At 59.8% G+C, this 20,439-nt stretch carries 20 protein-coding genes, 5 tRNA genes and 1 riboswitch; of the genes, 20 read left to right on the top strand and 5 right to left on the bottom strand.

All coding sequences use genetic code 11. The features are described from left to right. Nucleotides 1–248: 248 nt before the first annotated feature. The 7 genes from AC07XZ_RS23455 (at nt 249) to astE (ending at nt 7,980) form a co-directional block, all read left to right on the top strand. Nucleotides 249–1,469 carry an aspartate aminotransferase family protein gene (locus tag AC07XZ_RS23455; RefSeq protein WP_102688618.1) on the top strand — a complete coding sequence of 407 codons (1,221 nt, stop codon included), beginning with the start codon at nt 249–251 and terminating at the stop codon, nt 1,467–1,469. A 131-nt stretch (nt 1,470–1,600) separates the two neighbouring features. Continuing rightward, complete coding sequence (gene aruF / locus AC07XZ_RS23460; RefSeq protein WP_011335535.1) at nt 1,601–2,620, top strand: arginine/ornithine succinyltransferase subunit alpha; 1,020 nt, start codon at nt 1,601–1,603, stop codon at nt 2,618–2,620. A gap of 51 nt (nt 2,621–2,671) precedes the next feature. After that, nucleotides 2,672–3,697: an arginine N-succinyltransferase gene (gene astA, locus AC07XZ_RS23465; RefSeq protein ID WP_064598805.1), complete on the top strand. Its 1,026-nt coding sequence runs from the start codon at nt 2,672–2,674 to the stop codon at nt 3,695–3,697. Continuing rightward, on the top strand, nt 3,694–5,163 hold the full coding sequence (astD, locus tag AC07XZ_RS23470) for a succinylglutamate-semialdehyde dehydrogenase (protein ID WP_166673453.1): 1,470 nt from the start codon (nt 3,694–3,696) through the stop codon (nt 5,161–5,163). The genes astA and astD overlap by 4 nt, the downstream gene beginning before the upstream one ends. Nucleotides 5,164–5,256: 93 nt before the next feature. Beyond that, nucleotides 5,257–6,603 (top strand): N-succinylarginine dihydrolase, encoded by a 1,347-nt coding sequence (astB, locus tag AC07XZ_RS23475; protein WP_102688616.1) that lies wholly within the window; start codon nt 5,257–5,259, stop codon nt 6,601–6,603. A 63-nt stretch (nt 6,604–6,666) separates the two neighbouring features. Then, nucleotides 6,667–6,957: a hypothetical protein gene (locus tag AC07XZ_RS23480; protein ID WP_064598799.1), complete on the top strand. Its 291-nt coding sequence runs from the start codon at nt 6,667–6,669 to the stop codon at nt 6,955–6,957. A gap of 12 nt (nt 6,958–6,969) precedes the next feature. Further along, nucleotides 6,970–7,980 carry a succinylglutamate desuccinylase gene (astE, locus tag AC07XZ_RS23485; RefSeq protein ID WP_007951052.1) on the top strand — a complete coding sequence of 337 codons (1,011 nt, stop codon included), beginning with the start codon at nt 6,970–6,972 and terminating at the stop codon, nt 7,978–7,980. Between the two features lie 45 nt (nt 7,981–8,025). Here the strand turns inward: astE and AC07XZ_RS23490 are convergent, their stop codons facing one another. Beyond that, complete coding sequence (locus AC07XZ_RS23490) at nt 8,026–8,535, bottom strand: 6,7-dimethyl-8-ribityllumazine synthase (protein WP_011335530.1); 510 nt, start codon at nt 8,533–8,535, stop codon at nt 8,026–8,028. A 102-nt stretch (nt 8,536–8,637) separates the two neighbouring features. Beyond that, nucleotides 8,638–8,809, bottom strand: a riboswitch (FMN riboswitch). Nucleotides 8,810–9,007: 198 nt separating this feature from the next. On the opposite strand from AC07XZ_RS23490, the gene ltaE reads away from it, so the two are divergent. The 8 genes from ltaE (at nt 9,008) to AC07XZ_RS23530 (ending at nt 15,125) form a co-directional block, all read left to right on the top strand. Beyond that, entirely contained in the window at nt 9,008–10,012 is a 1,005-nt protein-coding gene (ltaE, locus tag AC07XZ_RS23495; RefSeq protein WP_085745127.1) for a low-specificity L-threonine aldolase, read from the top strand. Nucleotides 10,013–10,158: 146 nt separating this feature from the next. Next, a complete protein-coding gene (gene alaS / locus AC07XZ_RS23500) occupies nt 10,159–12,783 on the top strand; it encodes an alanine--tRNA ligase (RefSeq protein ID WP_102688615.1) in 2,625 nt (874 codons plus the stop codon). A gap of 90 nt (nt 12,784–12,873) precedes the next feature. Beyond that, nucleotides 12,874–14,115 carry an aspartate kinase gene (locus AC07XZ_RS23505; RefSeq protein ID WP_007951048.1) on the top strand — a complete coding sequence of 414 codons (1,242 nt, stop codon included), beginning with the start codon at nt 12,874–12,876 and terminating at the stop codon, nt 14,113–14,115. Nucleotides 14,116–14,301: 186 nt separating this feature from the next. Then, the gene (gene csrA / locus AC07XZ_RS23510) at nt 14,302–14,490 is read left to right on the top strand and encodes a carbon storage regulator CsrA (RefSeq protein ID WP_002554426.1); all 189 of its coding nucleotides are present in this window, start codon (nt 14,302–14,304) and stop codon (nt 14,488–14,490) included. 62 nt (nt 14,491–14,552) lie between these two features. Next, nucleotides 14,553–14,643 (top strand) — tRNA-Ser (locus AC07XZ_RS23515). Between the two features lie 107 nt (nt 14,644–14,750). Further along, nucleotides 14,751–14,827, top strand: a tRNA-Arg gene (locus AC07XZ_RS23520). Between the two features lie 72 nt (nt 14,828–14,899). Then, nucleotides 14,900–14,976, top strand: a tRNA-Arg gene (locus AC07XZ_RS23525). A gap of 72 nt (nt 14,977–15,048) precedes the next feature. Continuing rightward, nucleotides 15,049–15,125: transfer RNA gene (locus AC07XZ_RS23530), tRNA-Arg, on the top strand. A gap of 19 nt (nt 15,126–15,144) precedes the next feature. Here AC07XZ_RS23530 and AC07XZ_RS23535 read toward each other — a convergent pair. Next, a complete protein-coding gene (locus AC07XZ_RS23535; RefSeq protein WP_085745125.1) occupies nt 15,145–15,663 on the bottom strand; it encodes a cell envelope protein SmpA in 519 nt (172 codons plus the stop codon). 320 nt (nt 15,664–15,983) lie between these two features. Between AC07XZ_RS23535 and mgtE the strand changes: the two genes are divergently transcribed. Then, the gene (gene mgtE, locus AC07XZ_RS23540) at nt 15,984–17,426 is read left to right on the top strand and encodes a magnesium transporter (RefSeq protein ID WP_007960287.1); all 1,443 of its coding nucleotides are present in this window, start codon (nt 15,984–15,986) and stop codon (nt 17,424–17,426) included. Nucleotides 17,427–17,541: 115 nt separating this feature from the next. On the opposite strand, the gene AC07XZ_RS23545 is transcribed toward mgtE, so the two are convergent. Further along, a complete protein-coding gene (locus AC07XZ_RS23545; RefSeq protein WP_003178899.1) occupies nt 17,542–17,868 on the bottom strand; it encodes an Arc family DNA-binding protein in 327 nt (108 codons plus the stop codon). 389 nt (nt 17,869–18,257) lie between these two features. Between AC07XZ_RS23545 and phnN the strand changes: the two genes are divergently transcribed. Beyond that, nucleotides 18,258–18,827 (top strand): phosphonate metabolism protein/1,5-bisphosphokinase (PRPP-forming) PhnN, encoded by a 570-nt coding sequence (gene phnN, locus AC07XZ_RS23550; RefSeq protein ID WP_102688176.1) that lies wholly within the window; start codon nt 18,258–18,260, stop codon nt 18,825–18,827. Here the strand turns inward: phnN and AC07XZ_RS23555 are convergent. Together AC07XZ_RS23555 and AC07XZ_RS23560 are read right to left on the bottom strand one after the other, a co-directional pair. Beyond that, complete coding sequence (locus AC07XZ_RS23555) at nt 18,802–18,981, bottom strand: PA3371 family protein (RefSeq protein ID WP_085745123.1); 180 nt, start codon at nt 18,979–18,981, stop codon at nt 18,802–18,804. The two genes, phnN and AC07XZ_RS23555, sit on opposite strands and share 26 nt — an antisense overlap. 20 nt (nt 18,982–19,001) lie before the next feature. Continuing rightward, nucleotides 19,002–19,229 (bottom strand): hypothetical protein, encoded by a 228-nt coding sequence (locus tag AC07XZ_RS23560; protein WP_102688171.1) that lies wholly within the window; start codon nt 19,227–19,229, stop codon nt 19,002–19,004. 284 nt (nt 19,230–19,513) lie between these two features. Here AC07XZ_RS23560 and AC07XZ_RS23565 point away from each other — a divergent pair. The 3 genes from AC07XZ_RS23565 to AC07XZ_RS23575 all read left to right on the top strand — a co-directional run bounded on the left by AC07XZ_RS23565 (nt 19,514) and on the right by AC07XZ_RS23575 (nt 20,396). Continuing rightward, nucleotides 19,514–19,590: transfer RNA gene (locus AC07XZ_RS23565), tRNA-Arg, on the top strand. Between the two features lie 226 nt (nt 19,591–19,816). Beyond that, nucleotides 19,817–20,095 (top strand): type II toxin-antitoxin system RelE/ParE family toxin, encoded by a 279-nt coding sequence (locus AC07XZ_RS23570; RefSeq protein WP_102688174.1) that lies wholly within the window; start codon nt 19,817–19,819, stop codon nt 20,093–20,095. Nucleotides 20,096–20,111: 16 nt separating this feature from the next. Next, the gene (locus tag AC07XZ_RS23575; protein ID WP_102688175.1) at nt 20,112–20,396 is read left to right on the top strand and encodes a HigA family addiction module antitoxin; all 285 of its coding nucleotides are present in this window, start codon (nt 20,112–20,114) and stop codon (nt 20,394–20,396) included. The last annotated feature ends 43 nt before the right edge of the window (nt 20,397–20,439 follow it).

Consider the following 20,439-nt stretch of genomic DNA (forward strand, 5'->3'; position numbering starts at 1 on the left):
AGGTGGTACATATGTATGACAGGCCATCCCGTCGCAATTGATATGCTCGCAGGCCTGCTGAAATGGCTGGCGGCAGTTTAAACTGCGCCTTTGCGACGCTATATGTCGCATTGCCGTAAACCCGGGAAAAACCGGGGTTTGCGCTATAAGAAGTTGTCGCTTGGCGACAAGGCCGGGCACAAAACTGTCCTTACAATCCCCCCATCGCTCGCCAGTTTCAGGCGGGTGGCCCTCATCAGGAGACTCCGATGTCCGTTGAGCACGCTGCGGTACGACGCGCCGATTTCGACCAGGTTATGGTTCCCAACTACGCGCCTGCCGCTTTCATCCCGGTGCGTGGCGCCGGTTCCCGCGTCTGGGATCAGGCCGGCCGCGAGCTGATCGACTTCGCCGGCGGCATCGCCGTCAACGTATTGGGCCATGCGCACCCGGCGCTGGTTGGTGCCTTGACCGAGCAAGCGAACAAGCTGTGGCACGTGTCCAACGTGTTCACCAACGAGCCTGCGCTGCGTCTGGCGCACAAGCTGATCGACGCCACCTTTGCCGAGCGCGTGTTCTTCTGCAACTCCGGCGCCGAAGCCAACGAGGCCGCCTTCAAGCTGGCCCGTCGCGTCGCGTTCGACCGTTTCGGCACCGAGAAGTACGAAATCATCGCCGCGCTCAACAGCTTCCACGGCCGCACCCTGTTCACCGTGAACGTCGGTGGCCAGTCGAAGTACTCCGACGGTTTCGGCCCGAAAATCACCGGCATCACTCACGTGCCGTACAACGATCTGGCGGCGCTGAAAGCCGCTGTTTCGGACAAGACCTGCGCGGTCGTTCTGGAGCCGATCCAGGGCGAAGGCGGCGTGCTGCCGGCCGAGCTGGCTTACCTGCAAGGCGCCCGTGAACTGTGCGACGCGAACAACGCGCTGCTGGTGTTCGACGAAGTGCAGACCGGCATGGGCCGCACCGGCAACCTGTTCGCCTACCAGCATTTCGGTGTGGTGCCGGACATCCTGACCAGCGCCAAGAGCCTGGGCGGCGGTTTCCCGATCGCCGCGATGCTGACCACCGAAGCGCTGGCCAAACATCTGGTCGTCGGCACTCACGGCACCACTTACGGCGGCAACCCGCTGGCGTGCGCCGTGGCCGAAGCGGTGATCGACGTGATCAATACCCCTGAGGTGCTGAACGGCGTCAACGCCAAGCACGACAAGTTCAAGACCCGCCTGCAACAGATCGGCGAGAAGTACGGCCTGTTCACCCAGGTGCGCGGTCTCGGTCTGCTGATCGGTTGCGTGCTGAGCGATGCCTGGAAAGGCAAGGCCAAGGACATCTTCAACGCCGCTGAACAAGAAGGCCTGATGATTCTGCAGGCTGGTCCGGACGTAATCCGTTTCGCCCCGAGCCTGGTGGTTGAAGACGCGGACATCGACGCCGGTCTGGATCGCTTCGAACGTGCTGCGGCGAAACTGACCCAAGCCTGATTCATGCAAGACCGCCCGGCGTCTGTCGTGATCGACAGGCGCCGGGACCATTTTCCTGTGCCGGGCCTGCCCGGCATTTTTTTCCCGAGTCGGCGCTTTCGCCGACCTGAAGTAGAGAAAGGAGTGACACCATGCTGGTGATGCGCCCCGCGCAAATGGCTGATCTGGGCGAGGTACAGCGTCTGGCTGCGGACAGCCCGATTGGTGTCACTTCCTTGCCGGATGACGTTGAACGCCTGAGCGACAAGATCGCTGCGAGCGAAGCTTCGTTTGCCGCCGAAGTGAGCTTCAACGGCGAAGAGAGTTACTTCTTCGTCCTCGAAGACACCGCCACCGGCAAACTGGTGGGCTGCTCGGCAATCGTTGCTTCGGCCGGTTATTCCGAGCCGTTCTACAGCTTTCGCAACGAGACCTTCGTGCACGCTTCCCGCGAGCTGAAGATCCACAACAAGATCCACGTGCTTTCGCAGTGCCACGACCTGACCGGCAACAGCTTGCTGACCAGTTTCTACGTGCAGCGCGAGCTGGTGGGTTCACCGTGGTCTGAGCTCAACTCCCGTGGTCGTCTGCTGTTCGTCGCCAGCCATCCTGAGCGGTTCGCCGATTCGGTGGTGACCGAGATCGTCGGTTACAGCGACGAGAACGGCGACTCGCCATTCTGGGACGCCATCGGTCGCAACTTCTTCGACCTGAACTACGCCGAGGCCGAGCGTCTGTGTGGCCTGAAAAGCCGGACGTTCCTCGCCGAGCTGATGCCGCATTACCCGATCTACGTGCCGCTGCTGCCGGACTCCGCTCAGGAAGCGATGGGCCAGGTACACCCGCGTGCGCAGATCACCTTCGACATCCTGATGCGCGAAGGCTTCGAGACCGATCACTACATCGACATCTTCGACGGTGGCCCGACCCTGCATGCGCGTGTTTCGGGGATCCGTTCGATCGCCCAGAGCCGCGTGGTGCCGGTGAAACTCGGCGAGCCGGTCAAAGGTGCCGGTCGCCAGTATCTGGTGGCCAACGCCCAGTTGCAGGATTACCGCGCGGTATTGCTCGAGCTGGATTACGCGCCGGGAAAACCGGTGACCCTGGATCTGGAAGCGGCCGAAGCCCTGGGCGTCGGTGAAGGTGCCAGCGTGCGCCTGGTGGCGGTTTAACGCCTTAGCGAGTTTCACGGGTGGCCACGGCGGCCCGTTTGAGGAGATAGCATGATTGTTCGTCCCGTACGCAGCAGCGATTTGTCCGCTCTGATCGACCTGGCCCGCAGCACCGGCACCGGCCTGACCACCTTGCCGGCCAACGAAGAGCGCCTGACCCACCGGGTCGGCTGGGCCGAGAAGACCTTTCGCGGTGAAGCCGGCCGTGGCGACGCGGACTACCTGTTCGTGCTCGAAGACGACAACGGTCGCGTGGTGGGGATTTCCGCCATCGCCGGCGCCGTCGGTCTGCGCGAGCCTTGGTACAACTTCCGCGTCGGCCTGACCGTCAGCGCCTCGCAGGAACTGAACATCTATCGCGAGATCCCGACGCTGTTCCTGGCCAACGACCTGACCGGCAACTCCGAGCTGTGCTCGCTGTTCCTGCACGCCGATTACCGCACCGGCCTCAACGGTCGCATGCTGTCCAAGGCGCGGATGCTGTTCATCGCCGAATTCCCGCAACTGTTCGGCAACAAGATCATCGCAGAGATGCGCGGTGTGTCGGATGACGCCGGCCGTTCGCCGTTCTGGGAAAGCCTGGGCCGTCACTTCTTCAAGATGGAATTCAGCCAGGCCGATTACCTGACCGGTGTCGGCAACAAGGCGTTCATTGCCGAACTGATGCCGAAATTTCCGCTGTACACCTGCTTCCTGTCGCCGGACGCGCGCAACGTCATCGGCCAGGTGCACCCGGACACCGAGCCGGCGCTGGCGATGCTCAAGAGCGAAGGCTTCAGCTATCAGGGTTACGTCGACATCTTCGACGCCGGCCCGGCCATCGAGTGCGAGACCAGCAAGATCCGCGCGGTGCGTGACAGCGAAGCGCTGGTGCTGGCTATCGGCACGCCGGGCGACGACGCCACGCCGTTCATCATCCATAACCGCAAACGCGAAGACTGCCGTATCACGGCGGCGCCGGCCCGTCTGGCCGCCGGCACGCTGGTGGTCGATCCGCTGACCGCCAAACGTCTTCAACTCAACGCTGGCGATCAGGTTCGCGCCGTGGCGTTGTCTGCTGCCCGGGAGTCGAAATAATGAATTCGCTATACATCGCAGGTGAGTGGCTGGCCGGTCAGGGCGAGGCCTTTCAATCGCTGAACCCGGTGACCCAGCAAGTGCTGTGGTCGGGGGAGGGCGCCACTGCCGCTCAGGTCGAGTCGGCCGTGCAGGCTGCGCGTCAGGCGTTCCCGGGCTGGGCCCGTCGTACCCTGGAAGATCGCATCAGCGTGCTCGAAGCGTTCGCCGCTGCGCTGAAAAACCACGCTGACGAGCTGGCCCGCACCATCGGTGAGGAAACCGGCAAACCGCTGTGGGAAGCCGCGACCGAAGTCACCAGCATGGTCAACAAGATTGCGATCTCGGTGCAGAGCTACCGCGAACGTACCGGCGAGAAGAGCGGCCCGCTGGGCGACGCCACCGCCGTGTTGCGCCACAAGCCCCACGGCGTGGTCGCGGTGTTCGGCCCTTACAACTTCCCAGGTCATTTGCCGAACGGCCACATCGTGCCGGCGCTGCTGGCCGGTAACAGCGTGCTGTTCAAGCCAAGCGAGCTGACCCCGAAAGTCGCCGAGCTGACGGTCAAGTGCTGGATCGAAGCCGGTCTGCCGGCCGGCGTGCTGAACCTGCTGCAAGGCGCCCGCGAAACCGGGATCGCTCTGGCGGCGAACCCGGGCATCGACGGTCTGTTCTTCACCGGTTCAAGCCGTACTGGCAATCACCTGCACCAGCAGTTCGCCGGTCGCCCGGACAAGATCCTCGCGCTGGAAATGGGTGGTAACAACCCGCTGGTGGTCGATCAGGTCGCCGACCTCGACGCCGCGGTGTACACGATCATTCAGTCGGCGTTCATTTCTGCCGGTCAGCGTTGCACCTGCGCCCGTCGTCTGCTGGTGCCGGAAGGCGCGTGGGGCGACAGCCTGCTCAAGCGTCTGGTGGAAGTCAGCTCGACCATTGAGGTCGGTGCGTTCGATCAGCAGCCGGCGCCGTTCATGGGCTCGGTGGTTTCCCTTGGCGCGGCAAAAGCGTTGATGGATGCCCAGGCGCATCTGTTGGCCAACGGCGCGGTGTCGCTGCTGGCGATGACGCAGCCGCAGGCGCAGTCGGCGCTGCTGACCCCGGGCATCGTGGATGTGACGGCGGTTGCCGAGCGTTCCGATGAAGAACTGTTCGGCCCGTTGCTGCAAGTGATTCGCTACACCGATTTCGAAGCCGCGATTGCCGAAGCCAACGACACTGCGTTTGGCCTGGCCGCAGGTCTGCTGTCGGATTCCGAAGAGCGCTACCAGCAGTTCTGGCTGGAAAGCCGTGCCGGGATCGTCAACTGGAACAAGCAACTGACCGGTGCTGCGAGCAGCGCACCGTTCGGCGGTGTCGGCGCTTCGGGCAACCACCGCGCCAGCGCCTACTACGCGGCGGATTACTGCGCGTACCCGGTGGCCTCGCTGGAAACTCCAAGTCTGGTGTTGCCGGCGGCCCTGACGCCTGGCGTGAAGATGGCGTGATGCTAATCGCCAGCCTGCTGGCGATGGCCGCGCCGCGGTCTCAAAGAATAGTTACTGAAGCCTATAACAACAGATTCTCGTGGAGCCTCGCTGATGAAATCCTATGAAGTCAATTTTGACGGTCTAGTGGGGCCGACCCATAACTACGGTGGTCTGTCCTACGGCAACGTTGCGTCCCAGAGCAACAGCCAGCAGTCTTCGAACCCGAAGGAAGCGGCGCTGCAAGGCCTGGCGAAAATGAAAGCGCTGATGGAAATGGGCTTTCAGCAGGGCGTTCTCGCACCGCAAGAGCGTCCGGATGTGGCTGCCTTGCGCCGTCTGGGTTTCAGCGGCACCGACGCTCAGGTGATCGAGCGTGCCGCCAAAGAAGCGATGCCGCTGCTGGTTGCCAGTTGCTCCGCGTCGAGCATGTGGGTGGCCAACGCCGCCACGGTCAGCCCGAGTGCCGACACCGCTGACGGTCGCGTGCACTTCACCGCCGCCAACCTGAACTGCAAATACCACCGCAGCATTGAGCACCCGACCACCAGTCGCGTGCTGGGCGCGATGTTCGCCAATCAGCAGCACTTCGCGCACCACGCCGCATTGCCGGCGGTGGCGCAGTTCGGTGACGAAGGCGCAGCCAACCACACGCGTTTCTGTCGTGAGTACGGCGAGGCCGGCGTTGAGTTCTTCGTGTTCGGGCGCAGTGCGTTCGACACCCGTTACCCGGCACCGCAGAAATACCCGGCGCGTCAGACCCTCGAAGCGTCGCAAGCGGTCGCTCGTTTGCACGGTCTGCGTGACGACGGCGTGGTCTACGCGCAACAGAATCCTGCGGTGATCGATCAGGGCGTGTTCCACAACGACGTGATCGCGGTGGGCAACGGCGAGGTGCTGTTCTATCACGAGGACGCGTTCCTCGACACCGATCAGATGCTGGCTGAACTGCAAGCCAAACTGGCGAAGGTTGGCGGCAACTTCCAGTCGGTCTGCGTGCCGCGTTCGGCGGTCACCGTGGACGACGCGGTGCGTTCCTACCTGTTCAACAGCCAGTTGCTGTCGCGTCCTGACGGTTCGATGCTGCTGATCGTGCCGGAAGAGTGCCGTGGCAACGAGCGCGTGTGGAATTACCTGCAAGGCCTGACCAGCTCCGGCGGCCTGATTCGCGAAGTCAAAGTCTTCGACCTCAAGCAAAGCATGCAGAACGGCGGTGGCCCGGCGTGCCTGCGTCTGCGTGTCGCGCTCAACGAAACCGAGCTGGCGGCCGTCAACCCAGGGGTTATCATGACCGCCCCGTTGTACGGTTCGTTGACCGAATGGGTTGAAAAGCACTATCGCGACCGCCTGACCGAAAGTGATCTGGCGGATCCGCAATTGCTGCTTGAATGCCGGACGGCACTGGATGAACTGACGCAAATCCTTAAACTGGGCGCGGTTTATCCATTCCAGATCAATTGATGGCCGGCGTGCCGCCTGAACGTGGCGCGCGGCTTGTCTCCCCCAACAGAGCGTAAAAAAGACATGAGCGATTCCCTGCGGCTGATCCTTGAAGACACCGACGGCAAGCAACTGGAAACTTCCTGCACCCGCGTCGCGGTCATGTGGCAAGGCAAAGAGCTGTGGATCCAGCAGGACGGCCGCGGCCAACTGTTGATCGGCGTGGACGTCGAAGAGGGCGACGAAGAGTACGCCAACCTGCTGTTGCGCCCATTGGCGACTAATCTGGTAAGTCTGCAACTGGAGATGGAACCGGCTGACCTCGGCGACGATGACGGTCACGTGCACGGCCCGGATTGCAATCACGACCACTAAGGAAACCGCTCTATGCTCGCCCTCGGCAAACTGCTTGAACTGACCCTCGCCGGCCGCGAACCGGCGGAGAAGACTCAACTGACTGTCGAAGGCGTGCGCATGCGCTGGTTGAGCGAGGGGGCGCTGGAAGTCCGGCCACCCGAAGCGCGCGACAATGGTCTGGACCTGCTGCTGTCGGCAGGCATCCACGGCAACGAAACGGCACCGATCGAATTGCTCGACCGGTTGCTGCATGACATCGCTCGCGGCGATCTGAAGCCGCGCGCACGCATTCTGTTCCTGTTCGGCAACCCGGAAGCGATTCGCAAGGGCGAACGTTTCGTCGAGCAGGACGTCAATCGGCTGTTCAACGGCCGTCACGAACAAAGCAGCGGTTCCGAAGCCCTGCGCGCCTGCGAGCTGGAACGCCTGGCGGCGAGTTTCTTCAGTCTTCCTGACCGTCAGCGCCTGCACTACGACCTGCACACCGCAATTCGCGGTTCGAAAATCGAGCAGTTCGCCTTGTATCCGTGGAAGGAAGGTCGCCAGCATTCCCGTCTTGAACTGGCCCGCCTGCGCGCGGCCGGCATGGAGGCGGTGCTGTTGCAGAACAAGCCGTCGATCGTGTTCAGCTCCTACACCTACGACAAGCTGGGGGCCGAGTCCTTCACGCTGGAGCTGGGCAAGGCGCGGCCGTTCGGGCAGAACGCCGGGGTCAATGTGTCACTGCTGGAAACCCGCCTGAAGCAGATCATCGAAGGCACTGAGCCGGAAATGGCCGAGCAGGGCCTGGACGGTCTGCAACTGTTCAGCGTGGCACGGGAAATCATCAAGCACAGCGATGCGTTCCGCCTGAACCTGCCGGCGGACATCGAAAACTTTTCGGAACTGGATGTGGGTTATGTGCTGGCCGAAGACCTGGCCAATACCCGCTGGATCATCGAAGAGCAGGGCGCGCGGATCATCTTCCCCAACCCCAAGGTCAAGAACGGCCTGCGGGCGGGCATTCTGATCGTGCCGACCACTGACGAAAATCTTGCCTGAAACTGAACCTCCCCCACGCCGCGCGCGGGGGAGATCGTTATTGCATCAGACCGCTACAGCACGCGGCTCGGTGCGGCGCAATGCACGCACTTTCTGCAACGTATCGGCGCAGGTCTTCGCCGCTTCCTGACCTTTGTGCACGAAATGCTCGAAGAAGAACTTCTGGTGTTCTTCGCCGGCATGGAAGTGGTGCGGGGTCAGCGACACCGAGAACACCGGCACTTCGGTTTCCAGCTGCACCTGCATCAGGCCGCTGACGACCGACTGGGCAACGAACTCGTGACGGTAGATTCCGCCGTCCACCACCAGGGCGGCGGCAACGATACCGGCATAACGACCGGTCTTGGCCAGCAGCTTGGCGTGCAGAGGCATTTCAAAGGCGCCGCCGACTTCGAAGAAATCGATGTCCGATTCCTGATACCCCTGAGCGATCATTTCGGCGAGGAAACCCTTACGGCTCTGGTCGACGATTTCCTTGTGCCAGCAGGCCTGGATGAACGCGACGCGCTCGCCGTGAGTGTGTTTGCTTTTGCTGTCGATAGCGGTGGGTTGCATGTTCTGACTCCTGTTTGTGTGAAAAACAGGGCGTTATGAATCGAAAGGGATTCAAGGGTACGCACGCTCGCGCGAACACGGCGGACGGCCCTTTGGCGTCAATCCCGTTCTCTCTTCATCCGGACTATGACCGTCGGCCCCGGAATCACACCGGGTCTGCTGACCTTGCCGCCGCTCACGGTTTTTGCCGTGCCTGACACCAAGCGCTCGCGGGCTATGCGCATTGCGCGCAATTACCGCCGGTGGGGAATTGCACCCCGCCCTGAGAACGTTTCGCCGCCCTTTATCGGGCGGCGCAGCGTTTTTAACACAGATTGCCGGGCTGTGCATTGCGCCTTTGTGATGATTGCCATCGGATTTTTCGAAGCACAGGAAACGACTTTTCCTTGCGCGAGGGTTGATTAATCCGCGCCGTGCCCGCAGTAATTCACCTTCGTAAAGGGATTTCCCCAGCTGACTTGAGGCCAGGTTCATGAGCGTTATCGATCTTCGCAGCGACACCGTCACTCAACCGACCCCCGCCATGCTTGACGCGATGACCCGCGCCGACACCGGCGATGACGTGTATGGCGAAGATCCGACGGTCAATCGTCTGGAAGCCGAACTGGCAAAACGGCTGGGTTTCGCCGCCGCGCTGTTCGTCCCGACCGGGACCATGAGCAACCTGCTGGGCCTGATGGCACACTGCGAGCGCGGTGACGAATACATCGTCGGTCAGCAGGCGCACACCTATAAGTACGAGGGCGGCGGCGCAGCGGTACTCGGTTCGATTCAACCACAGCCGCTGGAAGTGCAGGCCGACGGCTCGCTGGACCTGGATCAGGTGGCCGCGGCGATCAAGCCCGACGATTTCCACTTCGCCCGTACGCGCCTGCTGGCGCTGGAAAACACCATGCAGGGCAAAGTGTTGCCGCTGGACTATCTGGCCCGGGCCCGCCAGTTCACTCGGGACAACGGCCTGCAACTGCATCTGGACGGCGCGCGGCTGTACAACGCGGCGGTCAAGCTCGGGGTCGATGCTCGGGAAATCACCCAATATTTCGATTCGGTCTCGGTGTGCCTGTCCAAAGGCCTCGGCGCGCCTGTGGGGTCGGTGCTGTGCGGTTCGTCGGCGTTGATTGCAAAGGCCCGGCGCCTGCGCAAAATGGTCGGTGGCGGCATGCGTCAGGCTGGATTGCTGGCGGCGGCCGGGCTGTACGCGCTGGATCACAACGTCGAGCGTCTGGCGGATGACCATGCCAACGCCCAGTATCTGGCTGAAGGCCTGCGCGAGGCCGGTTTCAGCGTCGAGCCGGTGCAGACCAACATGGTTTACGTGCAGATGGGCGACCGTGCCGAGGCGATCAAGGCTTTCGCTGCCGAGCGCGGGATCAAATTGAGCGCTGCCGCCCGCCTGCGGATGGTCACGCACATGGACGTCAATCGCTCGCAAATCGAGCAAGTGATCGCGACATTCGTCGAGTTTTCGCGCAAGTGACAGCGTTAGCCACCCAATTGACCGTTTCTATCGTATAAACACGCTGTACCCCGCGCGCAGGGCCGATATAATGCGGCCCTTTGCCGTCGTTTCGTCTGTTGACGTTTCGTACAGGCCTTTGGCCGCAGCCTCCGTGGAAGAACCTAATGAAAAGCGCAGAAATCCGTGAAGCCTTCCTTCGCTTCTTCGAAGAGCAAGGCCACACCCGTGTAGCCTCCAGCTCTTTGATTCCGGGCAACGACCCAACCCTGCTGTTCACCAACGCGGGGATGAACCAGTTCAAGGACTGCTTCCTGGGCCAGGAAAAGCGCGCGTACACCCGCGCCGTCTCCAGCCAGAAATGCGTGCGCGCCGGCGGCAAGCACAACGACCTGGAAAACGTCGGTTACACCGCCCGTCACCACACCTTCTTCGAAATGCTGGGTAACTTCAGCTTCGGCGACTACTTCAAGCGTGATGCCATCACCTACGCCTGGAACTTCCTGACCTCCGAGAAGTGGCTGAACCTGCCGAAGGAAAAACTGTGGGTCACCGTCTACGCCAGCGATGACGAGGCCTACGACATCTGGACCAAGGAAGTCGGTGTGCCGGCCGAGCGCATGGTGCGCATCGGCGACAACAAGGGCGCGCCATACGCCTCCGACAACTTCTGGACCATGGGCGATACCGGCCCGTGCGGTCCTTGCACCGAGATTTTCTACGATCACGGCGCCGACATCTGGGGCGGCCCACCGGGCTCGCCAGAAGAAGACGGCGACCGTTACATCGAAATCTGGAACAACGTATTCATGCAGTTCAACCGCACCGCCGATGGCGTGTTGCACCCGCTGCCAGCCCCGTCGGTGGACACCGGCATGGGTCTTGAGCGGATCAGTGCCGTGCTGCAGCACGTTCACTCGAACTATGAAATCGACCTGTTCCAGAGCCTGCTGGCCGCATCGGCCAAGGCCATCGGCTGCACCAACGACGCTCAGGCGTCGCTGAAAGTCGTGGCTGACCACATTCGTTCCTGCGGCTTCCTGATAGCCGACGGCGTGTTGCCGTCCAACGAAGGTCGCGGTTACGTACTGCGCCGGATCATCCGTCGCGCTTGCCGTCACGGCAACAAGCTGGGCGCCAAGGGCAGCTTCTTCTATCAGATCGTTGCCGCACTCGTGGCCGAGATGGGCGAAGCGTTCCCGGAGCTGAAATCCCAGCAGGCGCACATCGAGCGCGTACTGAAAGCCGAAGAAGAGCAGTTCGCCAAGACCCTGGAGCAGGGCCTGAAAATCCTCGAGCAGGATCTGGCCGAGCTCAAAGGCGACGTGGTTCCAGGCGACGTGGTGTTCAAACTCTACGACACCTACGGTTTCCCGATGGACCTGACCGCGGACATCGCCCGCGAGCGCAGCCTGACCATCGACGAAGCCGGTTTCGAGCGTGAAATGGAAGCCCAGCGCGTCCGTGCACGTTCCGCCAGCTCGTTCGGTCTGGACTACAACAGCCTGGTCAAGGTTGACGTCGATACCGAGTTCACCGGTTATCACGCCACCAGCGGTTCGGCGAAAGTCGTTGCTCTCTATAGAGATGGCCAGTCCGTGGACGTCTTGAGTGAAGGGCAGGAAGGCGTTGTGGTGCTGAACCAGACCCCGTTCTACGCCGAATCCGGTGGCCAGGTCGGCGATTGCGGTTACCTGCAGGCCGGCAACAGCCGTTTCGACGTGCGCGACACCACCAAGACCGGCGGCGCGTTCCTGCACCACGGCGTACTGGCGTCGGGCAGCCTGATCGTTGGCGCACCGGTGGAAACCCACGTCGAAGCTGACGTGCGTCACGCCACTTCGCTGAACCACTCGGCCACTCACCTGCTGCACGCTGCGTTGCGCAAAGTGCTGGGCGACCACGTTCAACAGAAAGGTTCTTTGGTCGACAGTCAGCGCCTGCGTTTCGACTTCAGCCACTTCGAAGCGATCAAGCCTGAGCAGATCAAGGCGCTGGAAGACATCGTCAACGCCGAGATTCGCAAGAACTCCGCCGTTGAAACCGAAGAAACCGACATCGAAACCGCCAAGCAGAAGGGCGCGATGGCGCTGTTTGGCGAGAAGTACGGCGACAACGTGCGCGTGCTGAGCATGGGCGGTGATTTCTCCGTCGAACTGTGCGGCGGTATCCACGCCAACCGTACCGGCGACATCGGCCTGCTGAAAATCATCAGCGAAGGCGGTGTGGCATCGGGTGTGCGTCGTATTGAAGCGGTCACCGGCGCTGCGGCGCTGGCTTACTTGAACGCTGCTGAAGAACAACTCAAGGAAGCGGCCAGCCTGGTCAAGGGCAGCCGCGACAACCTGATCGACAAGCTGTCGGCTGTGCTGGAGCGCAACCGTGCGCTTGAGAAGCAGCTCGAGCAGTTGCAGGCCAAGGCCGCTGCTGCCGCTGGCGACGATCTGTCGGCTTCGGCCGTGGACGTCAAGGGCGTGAAAGTGCTGGCCGTGCGTCTGGATGGTCAGGACGGCAAGGCGCTGCTGGCGCTGGTCGATCAGCTGAAAAACAAACTCGGCCGCGCAGTGATCCTGCTCGGCAGTGTCCATGAGGAAAAGGTCGTACTGGTTGCAGGCGTAACCAAGGACCTGACTGGCCAACTCAAAGCCGGTGATTTGATGAAACAGGCTGCTGCGGCAGTGGGCGGGAAGGGCGGTGGTCGTCCGGACATGGCGCAGGGCGGCGGTGTCGACGCCGGCGCACTGGATGGCGCACTGGCGCTGACCGTTCCATTCGTCGAGCAGGGTTTATAAGGCGGCCCGTCGGGCCCGCAGTCTAGTGGCGGGCCCGACGGCTGTTTGAGTGATTATTGGGCGCCCTTCATGGGCAGAGGCGGCTTTGAAATGGCTTTGATCGTACAGAAATTTGGAGGCACCTCGGTCGGCACTGTCGAGAGAATCGAGCAGGTCGCCGACAAGGTTAAGAAATTCCGCGATGCCGGCGATGACCTGGTGGTTGTGCTGTCTGCAATGAGCGGCGAAACCAACCGTCTGATCGATCTGGCCAAGCAAATCAGTGGCGAAGATCAACCGGTTCCGCGTGAACTGGACGTGATCGTTTCCACCGGTGAGCAGGTGACGATCGCCCTGTTGGCCATGGCGCTGATCAAGCGCGGTGTGCCGGCGGTGTCGTACACCGGCAACCAGGTGCGGATCCTGACGGACAGCGCGCACAATAAAGCGCGTATCTTGCAGATTGATGACCAGAAGATTCGCGGTGACCTGAAAGCAGGTCGCGTGGTGGTGGTCGCTGGTTTCCAGGGCGTCGACGAGCACGGCAACATCACGACCCTGGGTCGTGGTGGTTCCGACACCACCGGTGTGGCGCTGGCCGCTGCGCTGAAGGCTGACGAGTGCCAGATCTACACCGACGTCGATGGTGTCTACACCACTGACCCGCGTGTGGTATCGGTTGCTCAGCGTCTGGACAAGATCACCTTTGAAGAGATGCTGGAAATGGCCAGCCTCGGTTCCAAGGTGCTGCAGATCCGCGCGGTGGAATTCGCCGGCAAGTACAACGTTCCGCTGCGCGTACTGCACAGCTTCAAGGAGGGTCCGGGCACCCTCATTACTATTGATGAAGAGGAAACCATGGAACAGCCGATCATTTCCGGCATCGCTTTCAACCGCGATGAAGCCAAGCTGACCATCCGTGGCGTGCCAGACACCCCGGGCGTGGCGTTCAAGATTCTCGGCCCGATCAGTGCCGCGAACATCGAAGTCGACATGATCGTGCAGAACGTCGCGCACGATAACACCACTGACTTCACCTTCACCGTGCACCGCAACGACTACCAGTCTGCGCAGACCGTGCTGGAAAACACCGCTCGCGAGATCGGTGCCCGTGAAGTGGTTGGCGACACCAAGATTGCCAAGGTCTCGATCGTCGGCGTCGGCATGCGTTCCCACGCAGGCGTGGCCAGCCGCATGTTTGAATCCCTGGCAAAAGAAAGCATCAACATCCAGATGATCTCGACCTCGGAAATCAAGGTTTCCGTAGTGATCGAAGAGAAGTACCTGGAACTGGCCGTGCGCGCCCTGCACACGGCTTTCGAACTCGACGCTCCGGCCCGTCAGGGCGAGTGATGCGTTGTCTGAAGGGCGCGGTCTGACCGCGCCCTTTATTTTTTGAATGGCGTGGGCCCTGAACTGTTCTTTTGCTCGCGCTGGTCAATACTCAGGCATGTAGGGCTACGATCGCTCCGGTTGTAGGTCGGGTGCCTTTTTTTTGCAGACTGTTGTCCCTGAAATGATTCGCGTGAGGAGAAAGGTATGCTGATTCTGACTCGTCGGTGCGCAGAAAGCCTGATTATCGGTGATGGCGAAATCACCGTGACCGTGCTCGGCGTTAAAGGAAATCAAGTGCGTATCGGCGTCAACGCCCCGAAAGAGGTGGCCGTGCACCGTGAAGAAATCTATCTGCGTATAAAGAAAGAGAAGGACGAAGAACCAAGCCATTAATTTTTATCGATTTTTATGTTTGCAAACGGGGAAGAAGGTGGTTAATATACGCCCCGTGTTGCGGAGAGCTGGCCGAGTGGCCGAAGGCGCTCCCCTGCTAAGGGAGTACACCTCAAAAGGGTGTCGGGGGTTCGAATCCCCCGTTCTCCGCCATTATTTGCTTAGTACGTTGTAATCTGGCTTTTTCTGTAAGTTATTGAAATTTATAGAAAAAGTGGTTGGAATAGAGATTAGACGGGCTATAATGCGGCGCAACAAATGCACTCGTAGCTCAGCTGGATAGAGTACTCGGCTACGAACCGAGCGGTCACAGGTTCGAATCCTGTCGAGTGCACCATTTAAGAGTCAATTGCAGCGATGCAGATGACTCGGTTTCAACCAGTTGTGATCTGGTCTAAAAACACAAAATGCACTCGTAGCTCAGCTGGATAGAGTACTCGGCTACGAACCGAGCGGTCACAGGTTCGAATCCTGTCGAGTGCACCATTTAAGAGTCAATTGCAGCAATGCGGATGACTTGGTTACAGCCAGTTGTGGTCTGGTCTAAAAACACAAATTGCACTCGTAGCTCAGCTGGATAGAGTACTCGGCTACGAACCGAGCGGTCACAGGTTCGAATCCTGTCGAGTGCACCATATACCGAAAAGCCCGCGTTTAACGCGGGCTTTTTGCTGTCCGGGATTTGGCTTTTCCCGTCACGCATCCTTTCTCATCAAAATCGATTTGAGCACTGCGGCCTCGCTTGAGGTCGTAACGATAACTCGTTGCCGAATTTCGGATGCTCACCTTGTCGGGTTTGCCCAAGGCGCTTTCAACATCCTGTTGGCTCATGCCGGCGATGATTCGTTGATTGATGATCGCCTCGCGTTTCTGTCGCGCGTCGATCAGATCTCCACATTTGTCTTGGGTGCGCCCGACGACGGCCATTTCTCGCTTTCTGATATTCATACCGGATATTTCTTCGTGCCGGGCTTCGGGTATCAGGGTGACTGTGGAGCCAGGCGAGTAGGGGCGAACTTCCTGCAATGAAAGGTGCTCATCGTTCGCGCAGCTCAGCGTGGTGAACGTGACGTGACCATCTGAAGCTTCGCAACGATGAAGTGTCGTTGCGCTCCCGATGGCGGGCAGGCAGAGCAGGGTGGTCAGCATGAATCGGGATGTTTTCGATGGCATTCGGCGTCCTCCATGACGATTGTTCTCAAGCGTAGTCGGCAGTTTTTTCACCGCCGGTGTGTTTTCTTTTCAGGATGCGTCGTCGCAGTGTGAAGGATCAGGACAGTGCTCAGCTTTGTCTCGCAAGCGCTTGTTTCAGCCACTATTTTTTAACGTTTAAAACCGTCAGGCGGTGTATCATTGCGCCCGTCAGCCCCGCCGGGGCTTATGGAAAACCTCCATGGACTTACCCAGTAGTTATTCAGTAACCCGTTTCACCAATCATGAATTGACTGATTGATCCTTCCGGCGTGCCCCGCTGCTGGGAGTGGAGTTCGCCTATGTCCGAAATCGAAGTAAAGAAAACACAGGAAAGCCTGCAGGATCGCCTGGCTCAGGTCGTCGAGCTGCTGCAGCGCCAGCGGGTCGTCGAAGACCTGACTCATCGCCAGGAAGGCCCGCATCATGACCGGGTCGAGAACCTGGTCCACCGGCAAAACCTCGTCGAATTGCAACGCAAGCTCGACGATCTGCACTCCGCCGACGTCGCCTACATTCTTGAAGCCCTGCCGCTGGACGATCGTCTGACGCTCTGGCAACTGGTCAAGGCCGATCGCGACGGCGACATTCTTCTCGAAGTATCCGATTCCGTCCGTGAAACCCTGATCGCCGACATGGACGATCATGAGCTCCTGGCTGCGGCCAAGGACATGGATGCCGACGAACTTGCTGACCTGGCCTCCGAGCTGCCGCGAGACGTCGTCCATGAGCTGATGGAGACTCTGGACCAGCAGCAACGCGAGCGTGTGCGTTCGGCCCTCTCCTACGACGAGGAGCAGGTCGGCGCGCTGATGGACTTCGAGATGGTGACCATCCGTGAGGATGTCAGTCTCGAAGTGGTTCTGCGTTACCTGCGTCGCCTCAAAGAATTGCCGGGCCATACCGACAAACTGTTCGTGGTCGACTACGACGGCGTGCTCAAGGGCGTGCTGCCGATCAAGCGTTTGCTGGTGAATGACCCGGAGAAACAGGTTTCCGAGGTCATGGCCAGTGACCCGGTGAGTTTTCACCCGGACGAGGACGCCTATGACGCCGCTCAGGCGTTCGAACGTTACGACTTGATCTCGGCCCCCGTGGTCGACAAGAACGGCAAGCTGATCGGCCGTCTGACCATCGACGAGATGGTCGACCTGATTCGTGAGGAGAGCGAAAGCGAAGTCCTCAACATGGCGGGTCTGCGTGAAGAGGAAGATATTTTCGCCTCCGTCTGGAAGTCCCTGCGCAACCGTTGGGCGTGGCTGGCGATCAACCTGATCACCGCATTCGTCGCATCGCGGGTGATCGGCCTGTTCGAAGGTTCGATCGAGAAGCTGGTGGCCCTGGCGGCGCTGATGCCGATCGTGGCGGGCATTGGCGGCAACTCCGGCAACCAGACGATTACCATGATCGTTCGCGCCATGGCGCTCGATCAGGTCAGCACCGGCAACACCTCGCGCCTGATGCGCAAAGAGTTGGCCGTGGCGTTGATTAACGGCCTGGTCTGGGGCGGTGTGATCGGTGTGGTCGCTTACTTGCTCTACGGCAGCTGGTCGTTGGGCGTGGTGATGACGGCTGCCATGACGTTGAACCTGTTGCTGGCAGCATTGATGGGGGTGTTGATCCCGATGACGCTGGCCAAGATGGGTCGCGATCCGGCGATGGGCGCCAGTGTGATGATCACGGCCATGACCGACAGTGGCGGATTCTTCATCTTCCTGGGGCTGGCGACGATTTTCCTGCTCTGACCGACTGCATAAAAAACAGCCCGCCAATTGGCGGGCTTTTTTTCGCCTGTAAGTAGCCCGAATCGCAGGCAAAAAAAAGCCAGCATTCATGCTGGCTTGAGATGTTCGGTTTGACTCAGGATGCGTCTGCGGCCATTTCGGCGTCGTGGGCGATCAGAGAAACCAGCGCGTTCTGCTGGCGATGGGAGAGTTGGCGGAAGCGTTGCAGCAACTCGCGTTCGTGCAGTGACAGCTCCGGGCTGTCCAGGCGCATGCTCAGCTCTTCGCCCAGTGCACCTTCCTGAATAAGACTCTGCTCAAGGCGCGCAATGATCTCGGAGTTCATGCTGCGATGATGATTGCGAGCCACCTCGGCAATGCGTTCACGCATTCCGTCTGGCAGACGTACGACGAACTTGTCAGCCGTACGGCTGGAATAAATTGCCTGTTTCAATGGGCGCATATATTTAACCGGTTAGTTCAGGGGAGCGGTTCTCGGGATTGGCCGCAGGATGAGTGGTAGGACAAGCATCCGCGCCAAATGGTTCAACCTGAATTGTTAAGAGGCGCGCATCATGCCTCAAAATTGCCAGATCATTGGCGTCAATTCTGTGACAAATATTGATCCGGGTAAAGGCGTAATGCCAGCACCAATTATCAGAAATGCGGACTGGTTTGAAAAGAAAGCATCGGCCCGTATCGCTGACCGCGTCCTGAAACATGTCGACTGATGCCCGAAGGCGTCAGAACGTGCATGCTATGCGGGTTGAATCGTTGTTCCTTACCTTGTACAGGATAGTGGCAAATGGCCGATTTACTAGGGGCAAATGCCCGCCGGAGGGCGTTTTCAGGATGGATGGCAGGCTGATTTACCTCATGGGACCTTCCGGCTCTGGCAAGGACACTCTGATCGAGGCTGCGCGTGAACCTTTACGGGCGTTGGACTGCGAAATCATCAGGCGCGTGATCACCCGTTCGGCCGAATCCATGGGCGAGGATGCGATCGGCGTGACGCCGCAGGAGTTCCAGCAGCGTCAGCATGCAGGCAAATTCTCGCTGTGGTGGGAGGCCAACGGCCTTTCCTACGGGATTCCTGCGGAGATGGATCAGTGGTTGAAAGCCGGTAAGCACGTCCTGGTGAACGGCTCTCGGGCGAACCTCCGGCAAACGCTGGAACACTACCCGACGCTAGTGCCGGTGTTGCTCACGGTTCGGGATGATGTCCTGCGTGAGCGCCTGCTCCGGCGTGGCCGGGAGACGCTTGAGCAGATCGATGCGAGGCTGGCCCGTAACACGCTGTTCAAGGACAGGCGTTCAACCGACAGCCCTGTGCACCTGATCGACAACTCGGGCGACCTGGCCGATGCCGTCAATCATTTGCTGGAGCTGGTCAGGTTTAGCGCAATACCGGATCAAACTTGATCTTGCGCCCGGCCACCAGCGCCAATACGAACAGCGCCGAAAAGACGCCGCAACCGATCAGGGGCAGGGATATTTCGGTTTGCTCGAACAGCGAAAAATGCCCGAGGCCACTCAATAAGGCGAGGATCAGAAATCCTGCAGCTGACTTAGACATGCTGTACTCCTGAGGATATTTCAAAAAACCAGACGTTCAGTCGAATGCGCCGGCAACGCCTGTTCAGATTCGCTGACCGCTTGCGGGGCGAAGCTCTGATCGCTCAACACCGCCCATTGCGGCGCCTTCTGCACTTGCAGGTAATGCGGCATGCGCCCGGCCACTTTCTCGTCGTCCTCGGGGACGAAGTGAAAGCCCACCAGGACGGCCAGTGCGATTGCGTTTGCGAACACGAGGGCGCTGTTCATGAGACGAGTCTCCGATTGTTCTTGTATAAGAATCGGTAAAGCAGCCGTCGTGCCAATAGTCTAACCGCTGTTAAATCCTTTAAAAATAAGCATTTAGCAGGGTTTTTCGAAGTGCACGCATTGCATTCTGCAATGATGGCTTTTTGCGGCGATGCAAATTGCACGGTAAAACGTCCGGCACCCTTGCAAGGCGCCTGCCTACACTTAAAAAGCCCTGCGGACGACATGACAAAACAGGGCCCGGCCGTTAACATGCACGCCGTCTGTCGCACCGACAGATTTGTGTCCCAGTAGCTCAATTGGATAGAGCATCCCCCTCCTAAGGGGAAGGTTGGCAGTTCGAACCTGCCCTGGGACACCATATATTCCGGGCGTCTCCAGTTTTTCTGCATTCTTCGTATTTTCTCTGTGACAGCAGGGTGGCAGCAGGGAGATCAGAAAAGACTGGCGCCGCCGTCGAAGTTGTTATCCGTGAATCAGCGAATTCACTACGTATTTCAACCTTTCGACATCCGCGTTGCTCTCCATAGCAACAATCAATGGGGCGTTGCCTTGCTGGGTGTTCGGCCCCACCCTACACTCCGATCATGATAACGACCTTCAAGCATAAGGGCCTTCGGGACTTTTACTTAACACGGACGACCCGGGGTATTCAGGCCGAGCACGCTGCTCGCTTGATCCGCATCCTTGGTGCTCTTGACGTCGCTGTTAAACCGAGTGATATGGACATTCCGGGCTATCGCTTGCATCAACTCAAGGGGAACCTGGCGAGTTTCTGGTCGGTCACAGTTTCAGGCAACTGGCGCGTGATCTTCCAATTCAACGGCTCAGACGTTGAGCTTTTGGATTATTGCGATTACCACTGACAGGAGGGTAATGACTATGCCTATGCACAATCCGCCCCACCCTGGGGAAATCTTACGCGAAGACGTGCTTCCGGCATTGAGGATGGGTGTTGGAGATTTAGCTGAGCACCTGGGCTATTCGCGCGCCCACTTTTCTACTGTCCTTAATGGACACACCAGCATAAGCGCTGAGATGGCGTTTCGATTGGAAATGGCCGGATTGAGCAGCGGTCGCCAGTGGCTGGCGATGCAATCTGCTTATGATCTTTGGGAAGCAAAAAGCCGTGAGCATCCAGACATCACTCGGCTTGAGCCCGTTTGATACTTAGGAAGCCAAAGCCCTGCCCTTGCAGGGCTTTTTATTT

The sequence above is a fragment of the Pseudomonas sp. GW458-11-26-14-LB4 genome (assembly GCF_059423925.1).

Coding starts and splice junctions, on each gene's coding strand:
- AC07XZ_RS23490 (WP_011335530.1), bottom strand. CDS start 8,535: ATGCAACCCACCGCTATCGACAGCAAAAGCAAACACACTCACGGCGAG.
- AC07XZ_RS23545 (WP_003178899.1), bottom strand. CDS start 17,868: ATGCGCCCATTGAAACAGGCAATTTATTCCAGCCGTACGGCTGACAAG.
- AC07XZ_RS23455 (WP_102688618.1), top strand. CDS start 249: ATGTCCGTTGAGCACGCTGCGGTACGACGCGCCGATTTCGACCAGGTT.
- ltaE (WP_085745127.1), top strand. CDS start 9,008: ATGAGCGTTATCGATCTTCGCAGCGACACCGTCACTCAACCGACCCCC.
- astB (WP_102688616.1), top strand. CDS start 5,257: ATGAAATCCTATGAAGTCAATTTTGACGGTCTAGTGGGGCCGACCCAT.
- aruF (WP_011335535.1), top strand. CDS start 1,601: ATGCTGGTGATGCGCCCCGCGCAAATGGCTGATCTGGGCGAGGTACAG.
- AC07XZ_RS23555 (WP_085745123.1), bottom strand. CDS start 18,981: ATGTCTAAGTCAGCTGCAGGATTTCTGATCCTCGCCTTATTGAGTGGC.
- alaS (WP_102688615.1), top strand. CDS start 10,159: ATGAAAAGCGCAGAAATCCGTGAAGCCTTCCTTCGCTTCTTCGAAGAG.
- mgtE (WP_007960287.1), top strand. CDS start 15,984: ATGTCCGAAATCGAAGTAAAGAAAACACAGGAAAGCCTGCAGGATCGC.
- astE (WP_007951052.1), top strand. CDS start 6,970: ATGCTCGCCCTCGGCAAACTGCTTGAACTGACCCTCGCCGGCCGCGAA.
- AC07XZ_RS23535 (WP_085745125.1), bottom strand. CDS start 15,663: ATGCCATCGAAAACATCCCGATTCATGCTGACCACCCTGCTCTGCCTG.
- AC07XZ_RS23480 (WP_064598799.1), top strand. CDS start 6,667: ATGAGCGATTCCCTGCGGCTGATCCTTGAAGACACCGACGGCAAGCAA.
- astA (WP_064598805.1), top strand. CDS start 2,672: ATGATTGTTCGTCCCGTACGCAGCAGCGATTTGTCCGCTCTGATCGAC.
- AC07XZ_RS23575 (WP_102688175.1), top strand. CDS start 20,112: ATGCCTATGCACAATCCGCCCCACCCTGGGGAAATCTTACGCGAAGAC.
- csrA (WP_002554426.1), top strand. CDS start 14,302: ATGCTGATTCTGACTCGTCGGTGCGCAGAAAGCCTGATTATCGGTGAT.
- AC07XZ_RS23560 (WP_102688171.1), bottom strand. CDS start 19,229: ATGAACAGCGCCCTCGTGTTCGCAAACGCAATCGCACTGGCCGTCCTG.
- AC07XZ_RS23505 (WP_007951048.1), top strand. CDS start 12,874: ATGGCTTTGATCGTACAGAAATTTGGAGGCACCTCGGTCGGCACTGTC.
- phnN (WP_102688176.1), top strand. CDS start 18,258: ATGGATGGCAGGCTGATTTACCTCATGGGACCTTCCGGCTCTGGCAAG.
- AC07XZ_RS23570 (WP_102688174.1), top strand. CDS start 19,817: ATGATAACGACCTTCAAGCATAAGGGCCTTCGGGACTTTTACTTAACA.